Here is a 14,094-nt window from a genome sequence, read left to right on the forward strand (position 1 = left end):
TTTACGTTTTTCACATTAATATTACTGAATATAGAGTTAGGAGAAGTTTAGGTGTATTCATTTTTCATAATAGTTTCCTCGTTGATGGTATCCATTTTACTGGCTTCGTTTTTCGTACTTACAACAAGAGCCACAAAAACAAGAGACAGAGAATCAGAAAGAACCAAAAAATTAATAGAAAAAGCTCTGAACATGCTCAAAACAAATCCAAATGAAATAAGAGCTCTTCAAACTTTGAACAATTACTATTATGACAACAAGGACCATGAAAATGGTATTAAATATGCAAAAAAGTTATGCCAACTTATATCAGAGAATCCTATAGGCCAAGACATAGACTCCCTTAAAGCTTTTTTAAGTTATGGGTTTTATAATCTTGAAAGAAATTTTAACAGAGAAGCATTGGAATTCCTTAAAAAGGCATATGCAATAAAAAAGAACGATACGGAAGTTAACTTCTACCTTGGAATAGCCTTCCTAAAAAATGGCTATTACAGGGAAGCTCTCCACTATCTTACAAAGATATACAAATTTGATAAAGAAAATCATCAAGCTCTAAAATACATAGGGATAGCTCTTTTCCATATGGAAAATTATCATAAGGCAGCTGGAATATTTAATAACATAAAAAAATACATACAGAACGACGTAAATGCTCTTTTAATTTATGCTAAATGCTTATTTAAACTCAATAAAGACTTCCTTGCTCTTGAGATTGCAGACAACCTAAGAGACAGAGACGGAATGCTATACGAATCTCTTTTAATTGAGTCTGAAATTCATGCTAAAAATAATAACTTAGAAAAGTTGGAAAAAAATGTTAAAGAAATCATCAAATTAAAACCTGATTTGCCTAAAAAGATATTTCTTGAACTGTTTTATAAACTGGGAGAGCTTTACATGGAATGTGAAAACTATCAAAAAGCGACAGAAGTCTTTATTCAAGTTGAAAGATCTGACGCACACTATAAAAAAATCGGCGAAAAACTGGAATTTAGTAGAAAGCTAAGCGAAAATTTATCTCTCAGAACATATCTTAAATGTTCAAAGGAAAAGTTTGAAAAATTGGCCAGTGAAATTGTCGTTAAAATATACGAAAATAAATTTCAAGTAAGAGAAGCTAAGACAAATGAAGTCACTTCTCAATTTATAGACATGAATTTCCAACTTGCAAATAACCAATGGGAGGAAAATTTAATAGCGCGGTTTGTAAGAACGGAACAGGAGATCGTGGGCGAATTATTCTTAAGAGATCTTATTTCAAAGACTAAAGAAAACAAATTAAAAGGCCTCTGCATAGCGCCAGCCTTATTTTCTTCTAAATCCAAACAAATGGTTGAAGGCAGGCTAATTGATCTGATAGAAGGAAAAAAATTAATACAAATCCTTAAAAAAGTAAACATATCAAAATACCACTAATTTATCTAAGATATTTCATAGGATTCTCTGTTTTTCCATCCTTAAAAATAGTGAAGTGCAAGTGATTTCCTGTACTATACCCTGTACTCCCCATGTGCCCTATCACCTGTCCTCTTGAAACCCTTTGACCTACTTTAACTGCAAAAGAACCTAGATGAGCATAAAGAGTCTGAAAACCACTGTTATGCGAGATAACAATATATTTCCCATATCCTCCCGCATTAAATCCAACCGTTACTACGATACCTTCTTTCGCTGCCTTAATAGGTGTATTGGCCGCATTTGCAATATCAATCCCATTATGAAAACTAATAACCCTCGTGAAAGGATCCGGACGATATCCATAACCAGAGGTAATAATTCCTTGTGTTGGAAAGAGAAAAATTTCACCCAAAGCATCCCTTAGTGCTTCCCTAGCCATTCTTCCACCTGGAATAAAGAGATTTTGACCCAAAGATAGTACTTCATTATCAAGGTTATTAGCATCAAGAATATCTACCTTGGTAATGTTATATTTTTTTGCAATTGAAGACAAAGAATCATTCTTCTCAACAATATGAAGAACCCCTTTCATATTAGGCACATTAATCACCAAATTGGGCCTAATATTTCTCACATCTTTAATGCGATTATAAGAGATTAAAGTTTCACTTGTTATGTTATATCTGGAAGCAACATGAGAAAGCGTCTCTCCCGGCTTAATTTTATGCTTAACAACTTTTAAAATTAAAGGCTTTTTTAAGCCCTCATAATTATTTCCGTTTGCAGAAAATAGATCATTATTAATCTGACTCAAATCTTGATCGCTATAGTATAAAAAAGTATCAATAAAATAATCTTTGGGAAAGCTCAGTCTATTGAGAAACATATAAGAACCGTAATAGGAAAAAATATTTAAATAAAAGACCAGTATCAAAACAAAAATTACGGCATTCAATCTAAAAATAAAACCATAACTTAGATTAACATTGAAAGCACTCCCAAGCTTAACTGCAGGATGCTTATAGAAATACTGATACTTATAGCTCTTGATACCCATTGTTCTAGGGCTAACTAAAGCTAAAAACAAATTAATCACATAAAAAGGTTTTCTGAAAAAATTCACAAATCTAAAGGACTTACTTCTCCTTTTTCTGGTGGGGTCGACAACATTACCAAAATCTTTTAATGCAAAATCACCTCTAGTGGTTTTATTAAACAAAAAATTTCTATTTCTTTTACCTACGCTCTGTCCTTTTTTTGGTATAATCATATTATGCCTTATTATACAATAGGGATGCGTGTTTATTAAAAAGCATTCAATGAAAATTCTTAAGACAATCATAAAACTATATAAGGACCATCTAGCCTCTGTTGCATTGGCTTTAATGCTGATGTTAGTCATGATTAAGCTATCATTGTCTTTTTACCTAGTTAAAGGTTCTTCAATGTTGCCTACGCTTATAGAAAAAAATTGGATCATAAGCAACAATTTAGCCTATGGTATAAGATTGGATAAGAGGGGAAAATACATGTTGCTGTGGAATGCACCCAAAAAAAACGATATTGTGATTATTAAAGATCCCATAACGCAAAAGGCATCGGTCAAGAAAATCTTCGCTACTCCAGGAGCAGGCTTTATAAAGGTACAAAAAAACGTAATAAAAATAGACAACTTAAACTTCAATATAAGTGATAAACAGCTAGAAACATTAAAGAACAAATCCATCCCAAAAAACTACTACCTGGTAATAGGAGAAAACAAGCAAGCCTCTCTCGATTCCAGAGAGTATGGATTTATAGACATAAACAGCATAATTGGCAAAATAATATACAGTCTACAATAAGCCACAAGATTAATCATCTAATGTCTAATCAGAATCAACCTATCAAGAATCACTCTCCCCAAAATCAATAATATCTTCATACACGCTCCCAATGCTACTACTATCGCAGGAACTAGTTATTCTTATTTCAACGGATTTAGAGATATTAGTATCTAAATCCCTCGCAGCGACATTTAAAATACCACTTTCATTTAAACTAAAAAGTATCTCTATCTTTGGAACACCCTTTAAAGCTCTTTGTATATTACTGAAGCAAAATCTACCTATGGAATAATTTAAAGAAGACTTCTTATGTTCACCCTGAAGCACATGTATTTCAATCTCTTCTTGATAATCGTTCATTGTTGTAAAAATTTTTCTCTCACATACTGGCAACGGAGTATTTCTCTTAATTAAAGTAAAAAATCCATCATTTCGAGTCTCAATCCCAAGGGAATAAGGTGTTATATCTTTAAAATTAATGAGAGTGTTATTATTTAACAAACTAAAGGCCTGAATACTCGCTCCCATTGAAACAACCTCGTCCTGGTTTAAAGAGTCTAAAACCTCAATTGAAGGAAAAGCCTTACCCAATCTCTGCTTAATCAGGGGAATCCTGGTTGAACCTCCCGAAAGCACTATTTTTGAAATATTCCCAGAGTCCATTCCTGAATCAGAAATACAGTCATTTGTAAGAATAATAGTCCTATCTACTAACTGGCTAATCATTGCCTCAAAATCGTCTCTTGTAAGTTTATACTCCAAATGTTTACCATCAAGAAAAGGCAACACAATACTATCTTCATCCATAACAGATAAATTCTTTTTAGCTTCCTCAATTTTATCCCTTATTTGTCCAAGAAGAACAAAATCATCCAAATCAATACTAGGGTATTTTTCTCTAAAATTACTTAACACATCCTTTTCTATCTTCTCATTAAAACTATTACCTCCAAGTCTATTCTCACCCTTAGTCGCAAGGACAGTATAAGCATCCCCTCGCTTTTCCAAAAGAGTAACATCAAAAGTACCACCGCCAAGATCATAAACAAGAAAAAATCCCTCTACTTGCTTTTCAAAAGCGTAAGATATAGCTGCCGCTGTTGGCTCATTAAGAATTGCTCTACAGTGCAATCCTGCAAGACTTGCAGCTTCAACCATCCCTCTTCTTTGTACCTCAGAGAAATAAGCAGGAACCGTTATTACAGCATCACTGATTTCTTCTTCTAAAAATTTCTCAGCGTTCTTCTTAACATGCAAGAGTAAATAAGAAGCAATATCCTCAGCTCTATATAAACCCTCTCCTACCCTATAAGAAACCCCAGCACCTATATTAACTTTAAAATTGTAAAAAGTTTTATCCGGATTTACTAAGATCTGACATTTAGCACAACTACCTACAACAACACCAGAATCTGTAAAAGAGACAACAGAAGGTGTAATCCTTTCACCCCTATCATTTAATATCACTCTAGAACTACCGTCAAAATAGGACACCACAGTATTTGTAGTCCCAAAATCTATTCCTATCCATCTTTTCATTAACTACCCCTATGAATTGAAATAATCAACTCAATTTCACCCAAATCTAACTTCAACTTCTTAGAAATAATTTCCAAAGACATCCCTTGTTCATAGAGTGAAATCACTTGCTGGCGTATATCATACCCTTCCCTTATTATATTTTTCTCAATAGTAGGTATTGAATAATTCAAATTATTCTTATAAAAACTAGAATCACTTTTAATCCCAAAATCATTACCTCCCATTGAAATTGAATTAGAATTAAACCCAGATAACCTGTGGTCAAGTATTTCTATCCTTTCATCCACTTCTTTAATTATTCTATTTAAACTCTCAATTTTTATTTCAATGATATTTATATTACGATCCGTAGCCTGGTTGATCTCAATAATAGTCTTATCCACTTCACTCCTAAATTTCCTGAGTATGCTATTAGACTTTATCTTCAAGCCAATATAAACATGAAAATATATGAAAACGAATACAATTAAAACAAAACAAAACAAAACAAACATGTAAAATGCCCCAGACTACCTCTCAATATCAACATTCCTTCCTATTTTTGGATCGTTAAATCCAATACCACACGCACTCTCTTTATCCCTTTCACTAACCCTAGTCCTTACTAATACCGTAAAATTTACATTCTCACCCCTTATGCCACTAGCAGGGTATATGCTGTTGATCTCAGAATCCACATGATAACCCTTACTTGGATTTAAACTTAACCTCTTATCGTCCTTAATCTTTTTGTTTCTCAAATCTTCATTTGAAATTTCACTAACCTTAAAAGCACTCTGTGTAATTGCCTTTATACCCTCAGGTACACTATTAATATCCATAAAGTACCTCCTACAGCCTATAACCCACTATGATTTAAAAGGAATATAAGCTACCGTCTTAATAATCCCGTCATCTTCCACGAAAGTCACATTATTATAATCTCTTGAAAGTTCATAATAAACACCCCTAATATGAATCTTAACTCCAGCATAAGCAATATTTTCAACAAAAATCTTACCGTCTACCATGCTATTTTCAAGTTCACCCTGTAAGCTCTCTTGCTTGTTTTTTACCATCTCTATTTCTGAAGCCAGAACTCCTTTCTCATTAAGAAGCTCATTGCAGCTGTCAATTTTTAAAGACTTCTCCGCCTTATCAGTAGCAACTGAAGCACTCTTCCTTAAAACAGAAATATCCTTCGTCACGACCTCCAATCTCCTCTCAATTTTTACAAGATACTTAGTAAACCTAGATAACAAATCTTTTATCTCAGGATCATACCCAACCTCAAGGGAAGTCTCGGCATTACCTTCAGATCCAATAGAATATGCCCGAATTTCCTCCCTCGCATGTACACTAGAACCAACGATCTTAGATTTTTTCCCTACACACAATACCCTCTTCTTACAAGATACCACAGAATTAACAATACCCCTTACAACCTCAATATCCCCATGACACTTTATGCTAACATTTTCCAAAAATTTGGCCTTAACCCCCGTCTTTGAATAAATCTCTGAACCTCCTTTCCCGTTAGCACCACTGCTTAAAATAAGGGGCCCATCAGTCCTTAAATTACACCTACCAACAAGCCCACTTACTTCTATTCCACCCTTAGCTATAATGTTATATCCATCCAAAACACTCCCTTTAACAAGAACCATACCATTATTGACTATATTCCCAGTACCAGGTCCAACATCGCCTTCAACAACATAAACATCATGAACAGCAATCACCCCACTCACAACAGTCACATATCCACCACATTTTGCAATAATTTTATTTCCTTCTAGTGCAGTATTCTCCCCCAGAGTAACTTCCAACTCACTACCATCTTCTGCTTCTAGTACTTTCCCAAAAACAGTATATCCATCAATACCCTCTGAAAAGGGAACAATCTCTGCCAATTCTTCCCCTTCATTAACATTCCTAAATTCAACACCCAAAGTATCAGATTCACCAAGACTTTTATTATCAAAAATAAAATTAACATAAGAATCCCTTCCCCTAACAGGAGCTACCCCCCTTGCCATCTCGACTGGCTCACCGTAGATAGGAAAATCCACAAAATCTTCTATCTTATCCCTAAGGAATGCCCTCTCTGATATTCCATATTTTTTAAGAATATTAAAAATATCTTTATCTAATATTTCGTAACCATTATCCCCAGGGCTAGTAAATTCAATAGTCACTGACATTGAATTCTCTGATATCTGAACCATCATAGTCACACTTTCAGAAGGATCAGCCTCAAAATTACCTATTCTCTCATAATTCCCATTAGCATTCTCAACTAGGGACCGAACAAAATCCTTATTCAAATCTCCAATGTTACCCTCCAAGTGTAGCCTGTTAATCACATCCTCAAAATCAACAGCACTTCCCTGTCCCTTAGGTGCCACAACTTTTAAAAATATACCCCTAGCAGCTTTCCTGATAAAAAACACACCATCCTTCGACAGAATTTTTTCATCTCCCTCATCAGAACCTAAAACATCAGAAACATCAAACTTTGTATAAGAATTTTTATAAGCGACTATTCTCCATTTTTTCCTACCGTATCCAAATATCCCATTATTTCCTCGTGCCAAAATTTCATAATCTAAATCTTTATAAGGAACTGAGAGTTCCAAAGAAGCATCATTTAAAGCCTCCTCAAGAGTGTCTGACTCCACCTCTATTAAGTTTACATTGTTCTCTCTCTCCAAATAATCCTTCATCTTGCTGCAAAAATCAGAAAAATTAACACTACTAGGCATAACCTACTCCTTCCTGTTAATCAAGGTTTTAATAGCTTTAGCAACAATTTTTGGATCATTGGCTTCAAGATATGAAAGTTGACTCGGTAGCTTATCACTAAACTGAGCATTACTACTGGATCCGTTATTACTATGCGCTACACTATATTTCTCAACCTCTTCCACAAACTGAAAGTCACTACCGCCCTCCCCGCTTTCATCAACAGGGACACTTTTGGGAAAAGAGCTCATATCAACTACACCAGTTTCATATTTTGCTCCATTACTATGATCATCATTTCTCTTGCTACTAAATAGTGCATCTTTAAAAAGATCATATAAATACTTTTTGTATATGAACTCTATCAAAATCCCAATAAAGAAAAAAAATACAAACTGAACGAATGCCCTAAACAGTATTGTAAAAAAATATACGCGGGCAAGCAGGCCAAAGATAACAGAAATAACAAACGCAAACGCACTGAATAATAAGACATATCTAATTTCTCTGCCAAATAACATATTACCTTTCCATACCAAAAAACTTAGATATAAACCCTATGACCCCCCTTCTCTTCTTACTGTCTAGAGAAACCTCCTCAAGGGCAGCCACAATAGAATCAAGACAATAACTAGCCCTACTGTTAGGAGTTAACAAAATAAAAGGCCTCTGCTTGAAAACAGAATTTCTAATGTTCTGGTCTTCGTAAACATATCCCAAATAATCAATATTTAAATTTAAAAACTGACTTGATATATCAATAACCTTCTTAGCAACTACCTTCCCCTCACTTACATTAGCAACTCTGTTAACAACAAGCCTTAAATTTTTCAAATTTTCCATCCTGTGAGCTAAAACCTTGATGATACCATAAGCATCTGTTATAGAAGTGGGCTCTGGAGTTGTAACAATAACTACATCATCACTAGAAAACAAAAATGAAATTACCTGTCTTGAAATCCCTGCACTAGTATCTATGATAACTATATCATACTCATAAACTTTTAATAACTCTTTTATAAACTGACTCATCTCAGCATCTGAAAGATCTAAAAGTTCCGTTGTTCCAGAAGCACCAGCCAAAAGATCAATATTATATTCTGTCTTTGTTATTACTTCTTTAATATCCCTACCATGCATAATCATGTGATAAATATTGTACTTTGGTATAACTCCAAGTAAAATATTGACATTAGCCATCCCAATGTCGGCATCAAAGATTAAAACCTTTTTTCCAAGGTTTGAATATTTAAGAGCAAGCCCCACAGCAATATTGCTCTTACCAACTCCACCCTTGCCGCTAGTAATAGCAATAAATCGGGTTCTACTGTTTTGAATTTTATCATCAACAACAAAATTAGCCTTACTACTCAATCTCATAATATCTCTTAAACTTTGAGCCTGATCTTCCATTTTGTATTATCCTCAATAATAAGATTTACTTTTAATCCTTCGAATGAATTCAACATCATCACTTATTCTGTATCCATTTATCTTCTTTATGAAAGTGAGTGGATCTGCCACACTAATGTTATGAGGAACTACTTGTCCATCTGTGATATAAGAAACTTCCTTTTTCATTTCATGAATTAAACTTATTAAATTTCCGACGCATGCTGTCTCATCTAATTTCGTAAAAATTATAGTCTTATAATTAAATGGAGAAAATTGATGAAATATCTCCTTAATGTCTGATGTTTTTGTAGTAGAACTTACGGCTAAATGAAACTCAGCATCATCTCCACAAGCATTCAAAAGTTCTTTCATCTCAGCAAGTTTCATGAAGTCCTTAGGGCTCTTGCCAATAGTATCAATAAGAACAAGATCAAAATCCTTTGACTGCGTTATCTCCTCCTTTAAATCCTTAAAAGACTCAATTGCCTTAACTGGTATTCCCATAATATCACCATAAGTCTGAATTTGTTTCTTAGCCCCTATACGATAGTTATCAATAGTAATAATCTTAATATCTAAATTCTTATTATCTCCATTGATCCCATAAATTGCTGCAAGCTTTGCAATTGTGGTTGTCTTCCCGACTCCTGTTGGTCCTACCAAAATAAAAATCCTCTTCTTAAGATTATCAATAAGAGACCCCGAGCACTTAATAGTACCAGCAATATGTACCACCACACTATCTCTCACCCTGTCATAATCATCAAGACCTGATAAACTAAACTCTTTCTTAATAAAATCATTGACATCTTTAATGTAATTTTCAGAAAAATCATTATCACGCAAGGTATCTTCTATTTTCAAGATTGTCGGATGGTTAATTTCTTCCTTCTTATGAGCAAGCTCACTCTTGAGAGATTTAACCTCTTTAAGCACATCTTCAATTGAAGACCCTTCTTCTTTTTTGATGCTTTGCAGAATCTTACGCTTTTCTTCCTCCACATTTATCTGTTGTTGCCCAATGTCATATCTAACATAACCTGATACCTCAATCCAATCCTTACTAAATAAGCCAAAAATTCCCCCATAGGGTATGGTCTTATAAGTCATAACCCTAGCATTCTTTCCATACTTTTTCTTAATCGTTTCTATTACCTCATTATAGGTTGGGCCTCTTTCCGTAAAATATTGAACCATTATTCTTCAACCTCTACTGTCTTAAGCACATTAACCTTAACATTTTTGGGAACCTCTAACACAGAAATAACAACAACATCTGAAAGATCTCTACTCACTAAAACCCTTATCACAGGTCGTGCAGACTCACTTGAGAGCAAAACGGGATAATACCCTTGTGATTGAACCTCACTTATAAGTTTAAAAAGCTCATAAACAAACTTAGTCTTCAAATTAGGATCAAGAGAGCTTATAAGGTCATTATTAGATTCAAACCTTGATTCAATTATTTTTTGTTCAAATTCTGGGTTTATTGTTATTACATTTAGCTCTAAATTAGAATCCAAATATCCACTAACTATTTGCCTTCCAATTGCCTGTCTACATTTTTCAATTAAAAAGAACGTATCTTTGGTAACGCTTGTAAAGTCTGCTATTGTTTCAAAAATTGTAACTAAATTACGAATTGAAACTTGTTCCTTTAAAAGACCTTGCAGCACTCTTTGAATCTCTCCGACTGAAAAATCCTTTAAAACTTCCTCAACAATCGCTCCATAATCCTTCTTAAATACATCAAGAATATTCTGTACATCCTGACGAGTTAAGATTTCAAAAGCATGCCTCTTAATAAGCTCCGTCATATGAGTAGCAATAATAGAAGGTGGATCAACCACAGTATACCCCAACTTCTCAGCTACCTCTCTTCCATCATCATTCACCCAAAGAGACGGCAGCCCAAACGAAGGATCTTTTGTAAGCTCCCCCTCTATACCAGAATCAGATTCCACATTGATAACCAAAAATTTACCAAGCTTAATCTCTCCATGCCCAACTTCCACTCCTCTAAGTTTAAATGAATACTCATTGGACCTAAGGCGCATATTATCAACTATTCTAATCTTGGGGACAACTATTCCAAATTCAAGTGCAATCTCACGTCGTATCTTTACGATACGATCAAGAAGTTCTGATGTTTTTGTATCATCCACTATCGGAACAAGATTATATCCTATCTCCAAAGACAACGGATCCAACGGAACAACAGGAGCAACTTCTCTTTCAGCATAACTTGATATCTTATCTTCTTCCGCTTTTTGCCTCTCATAAAATTCTTTATCCTTAGCTAGATTAGAAAGTGAATAAGCTAAAAATGCTATCACTAAACTTAACAAAATTAGTATTAATGTGGGAAACCCTGGAAGAAACGCCAAAAATAATAAAAATCCAGATACAATCCAATAAATTCCGGAATAAGAAGTAAACTGCCCAATAACTTCTCCCCCGAAACTATCTTTAGCTATTGATCTTGTCACAATAAGCCCTGTTGCTGTTGAAATTAATAGTGCTGGTAGCTGCGACACAAGCCCATCTCCAACAGTTAAAGACACGTAATTGTTAATCGCATCACTGAAATCAAGACCTTGCAGAGTAACGCCTATTAAGAGTCCTCCAAAAATATTTATAAGAGTTATTAAAAATCCAACCTTTACATTTCCTGAAACAAACTTAGATGCACCATCCATAGCTCCATAAAAATTTACCTCTGCCTGCAAGTCATTTTTCTGCCTTGTAGCTTCCTCTTCTGTTAAATTTCCAGAACTGTAGGCAGAATCAATAGCCATCTGCTTCCCAGGAAGAGCATCAAGCGCAAAACGAGCAGCGACCTCAGCTACTCTCGTAGCACCCTTAGTGATAACAATAAATTGAACTGCAATTATGATAAGAAATATTATAAATCCAACAACAAGCCCCTGAGTCCCAGTACTCCCAATAACAAATGTTCCAAAAGCTCTTATCATCTGCCCATTAAAACCCACACCCCTCGTTAAAATCAATCTAGTAGAAGAAATATTTAAAACAAGGCCAAAAATAGTCATAACAAGCAAAAGTGTTGGAAAAACTGAAAAATCAAGCGAGCGCTTAGAATAAAGAACGATAAGAATAATTAGAAGACTTACTACCAAATTGACCGCAATCAAAGCGTCCAAAACAAACGCAGGAAGTGGCAAAATAAACCCGGCAACAATAAGTATTAAACCAACTGAAACTATTAAGTCCGACTTATTAGCCAAACCCAAATACCCCAACACAGTATTTCTCTTAGCATTCAACAATTCAACCTCTACTTAAATTTTTAGTAATAGAATATACCTTCACAAGTATTTTTGAAACAATTTCCCAATATTCTCTTGGAATCTCTTCATTAACCTTAACCTTAATATAAAGAGCTCTCGCAAGTGTTTTATTTTCCATCACGGGGACACCACTATCTCTAGCAATTTTTTTAATTGTAAATGCAACCTCATCCTGCCCCTTTGCAAGTATTCTTGGTGCTTGCATAGTCTTACTATCCCACCTAATAGCAACAGCAAAATGCTCCGGATTAACAATCACTACATCTGCCTGGGGAACTGTCACCTTTAAATTAGAATTTAAAATCTCTCTCATTCTCTCTCTCATTCTAGAGCGAAGTAGAGGATCTCCTTCCATCTCCTTTTTCTCCTGCTTCACCTCTTCCTTAGTCATTTTCAAACTTTCAACGTAACGAGTCCTTTGAAAAGCATAATCTAATACACTAACGACCATTAATACCATCATTGAAAAAAAGCATACCTTATAAGCAAGACTTAAAACAACGGAAACACCACTTTCAAGACTATACTCAGGTATCCTTGCAATCTTACCTATATTGCTTCTCAGAATAACGTAATATATGAGGGATATTATAACAACTTTTGATAAACTTTTAAACAAATTAAAAAAAGCATCAAATGACCCAAATGAATTCTTTATCCACTTTGAAAAATTCGGATTCACTCTATCCCATTTAGGAACTATGGGTTTAAAAGTAATTAAAAATCCAACTTGAACAACATTAACAAAAAAATTCACTACAAATGCTATTAAAAGGAATACCATTGTATATCCAAACATTGCTCTAAAATATGCAAAATTTATTGAATAAATACTCACAGACATTATCTCTGGAAGTTTACTGGCTTGCCATCTGAATACGCTTATTAAGTCTTGAGCAACATAGGACAGCATAAAAAAGAATGCTGTTAACAATATAAAAAGGCTAATTACTGAGTTAATTTCATTTGATTTTAGTACTTGTCCTTCTTCTCTTGCTTTCTGCTTTTTCTGGTCAGTAGGTAATTCTGTTCTGCCCTCATCTTCTGAAGCAAAAAAATTAAGAGGAATATACCAACTTTTACCTAATAATCTTTCTCTGGAACTCATTTTAAAACCCCAGAAAATAGATTTAAAGCATCCCTCATGGATTCTATAGCAAGTTCAATGACTCTCCTAACAGATATTGTCAAACTTGGGAAACTGACGTACAAAATGAGAAGCCCTAGGCACAAAGAAATTGAAAAACTAAGCATTAGTAAATTCATCTGAGGAGAAGTTTTTGAAAGTATCCCCAAAATCAAATAAAGCAATAAAAGCACTCCTAATATCGGCAAAGAAATTACTAAAGCTTTTTCAAAAAGAATAGAGAAAGAAGAAAAAAGCAATGTAATAAACTCATAATTGTTCACATTAACTAGATTTTCAATTCTAACATTTAAAACAGAATCATGAACTCCAACAAAAAAGAAACGCATCAAAACATCATTCGATAAAAATAAGAGTAGAAAAAAGTATGTAAATATCTGGGATATTACTAAACTATCCTCTTCTGCAAATACATCAAAAATATTTGCATAAGCAAGTCCCATTTGATTTGAGAAAAAAAAGCCTAGCAAATGGAAAACATTAAAAATTATACTTACAAAAAAAGCCTGAATAAGGCCTAGAATAGCCTCTCCTAACAAAATCAAAACAAATGAAAACAAATTATCTAAAGGATAAGCAACATTAATCTTGTCTACAAGAATAATAGAGAGAATTAAGGAAAAGAAAAAGTTTAGATAGCCTACTCTTATGGTTGAAAAAAGAGGAGAAAATCTTAAAAAAAGAAAAATCCTAACAAATACGGGTAAAACAACAAAGGACTTCAAGATTAGGAAATTTATATCCATAT

General features: G+C 34.0%; 12 protein-coding genes and 1 pseudogene. 2 read left to right on the forward strand and 11 right to left on the reverse strand.

The features are described from left to right. The first annotated feature begins 51 nt into the window (after positions 1-51). The gene (locus QYZ68_RS01330; RefSeq protein ID WP_301383796.1) at positions 52-1,419 is read left to right on the forward strand and encodes a tetratricopeptide repeat protein; all 1,368 of its coding nucleotides are present in this window, start codon (positions 52-54) and stop codon (positions 1,417-1,419) included. A 1-nt stretch (position 1,420) separates the two neighbouring features. On the opposite strand, the gene QYZ68_RS01335 is transcribed toward QYZ68_RS01330, so the two are convergent. After that, positions 1,421-2,671, reverse strand: coding sequence for a peptidoglycan DD-metalloendopeptidase family protein (locus QYZ68_RS01335; RefSeq protein ID WP_301383797.1), 1,251 nt, complete (start codon positions 2,669-2,671; stop codon positions 1,421-1,423). Positions 2,672-2,699: 28 nt separating this feature from the next. On the opposite strand from QYZ68_RS01335, the gene lepB reads away from it, so the two are divergent. After that, the gene (lepB, locus tag QYZ68_RS01340; RefSeq protein ID WP_301383798.1) at positions 2,700-3,245 is read left to right on the forward strand and encodes a signal peptidase I; all 546 of its coding nucleotides are present in this window, start codon (positions 2,700-2,702) and stop codon (positions 3,243-3,245) included. Between the two features lie 42 nt (positions 3,246-3,287). Here the strand turns inward: lepB and QYZ68_RS01345 are convergent, their stop codons facing one another. The 10 genes and pseudogenes from QYZ68_RS01345 to fliR form a co-directional block, all read right to left on the reverse strand. Next, positions 3,288-4,766 carry an Hsp70 family protein gene (locus QYZ68_RS01345; protein ID WP_301383799.1) on the reverse strand — a complete coding sequence of 493 codons (1,479 nt, stop codon included), beginning with the start codon at positions 4,764-4,766 and terminating at the stop codon, positions 3,288-3,290. Beyond that, a pseudogene (locus QYZ68_RS01350) lies at positions 4,708-5,263 on the reverse strand (hypothetical protein). Before QYZ68_RS01350 ends, QYZ68_RS01345 begins: the two are co-directional and overlap by 59 nt. A 15-nt stretch (positions 5,264-5,278) precedes the next feature. Continuing rightward, positions 5,279-5,590, reverse strand: a complete 312-nt coding sequence (locus tag QYZ68_RS01355) for a hypothetical protein (RefSeq protein ID WP_301383800.1) — start codon at positions 5,588-5,590, stop codon at positions 5,279-5,281. Between the two features lie 27 nt (positions 5,591-5,617). Continuing rightward, the gene (locus tag QYZ68_RS01360) at positions 5,618-7,513 is read right to left on the reverse strand and encodes a FapA family protein (protein ID WP_301383801.1); all 1,896 of its coding nucleotides are present in this window, start codon (positions 7,511-7,513) and stop codon (positions 5,618-5,620) included. A 3-nt stretch (positions 7,514-7,516) separates the two neighbouring features. Then, positions 7,517-8,014, reverse strand: a complete 498-nt coding sequence (locus QYZ68_RS01365; protein ID WP_301383802.1) for a hypothetical protein — start codon at positions 8,012-8,014, stop codon at positions 7,517-7,519. Position 8,015: 1 nt separating this feature from the next. Beyond that, entirely contained in the window at positions 8,016-8,906 is an 891-nt protein-coding gene (locus QYZ68_RS01370) for a MinD/ParA family protein (protein ID WP_301383803.1), read from the reverse strand. Between the two features lie 12 nt (positions 8,907-8,918). Continuing rightward, positions 8,919-10,085 (reverse strand): flagellar biosynthesis GTPase FlhF, encoded by a 1,167-nt coding sequence (gene flhF, locus QYZ68_RS01375; protein ID WP_301383804.1) that lies wholly within the window; start codon positions 10,083-10,085, stop codon positions 8,919-8,921. Further along, on the reverse strand, positions 10,085-12,178 hold the full coding sequence (gene flhA, locus QYZ68_RS01380) for a flagellar biosynthesis protein FlhA (protein ID WP_301383805.1): 2,094 nt from the start codon (positions 12,176-12,178) through the stop codon (positions 10,085-10,087). Before flhA ends, flhF begins: the two co-directional genes overlap by 1 nt. Before the next feature lies 1 nt (position 12,179). Continuing rightward, on the reverse strand, positions 12,180-13,307 hold the full coding sequence (gene flhB / locus QYZ68_RS01385) for a flagellar biosynthesis protein FlhB (protein WP_301383806.1): 1,128 nt from the start codon (positions 13,305-13,307) through the stop codon (positions 12,180-12,182). Further along, positions 13,304-14,092 carry a flagellar biosynthetic protein FliR gene (gene fliR, locus QYZ68_RS01390; protein WP_301383807.1) on the reverse strand — a complete coding sequence of 263 codons (789 nt, stop codon included), beginning with the start codon at positions 14,090-14,092 and terminating at the stop codon, positions 13,304-13,306. The genes flhB and fliR overlap by 4 nt, the downstream gene beginning before the upstream one ends. Positions 14,093-14,094 lie beyond the last annotated feature (2 nt).

It is taken from the genome of Borrelia sp. P9F1 (assembly GCF_030436115.1).
Taxonomy (GTDB): domain Bacteria; phylum Spirochaetota; class Spirochaetia; order Borreliales; family Borreliaceae; genus Borrelia.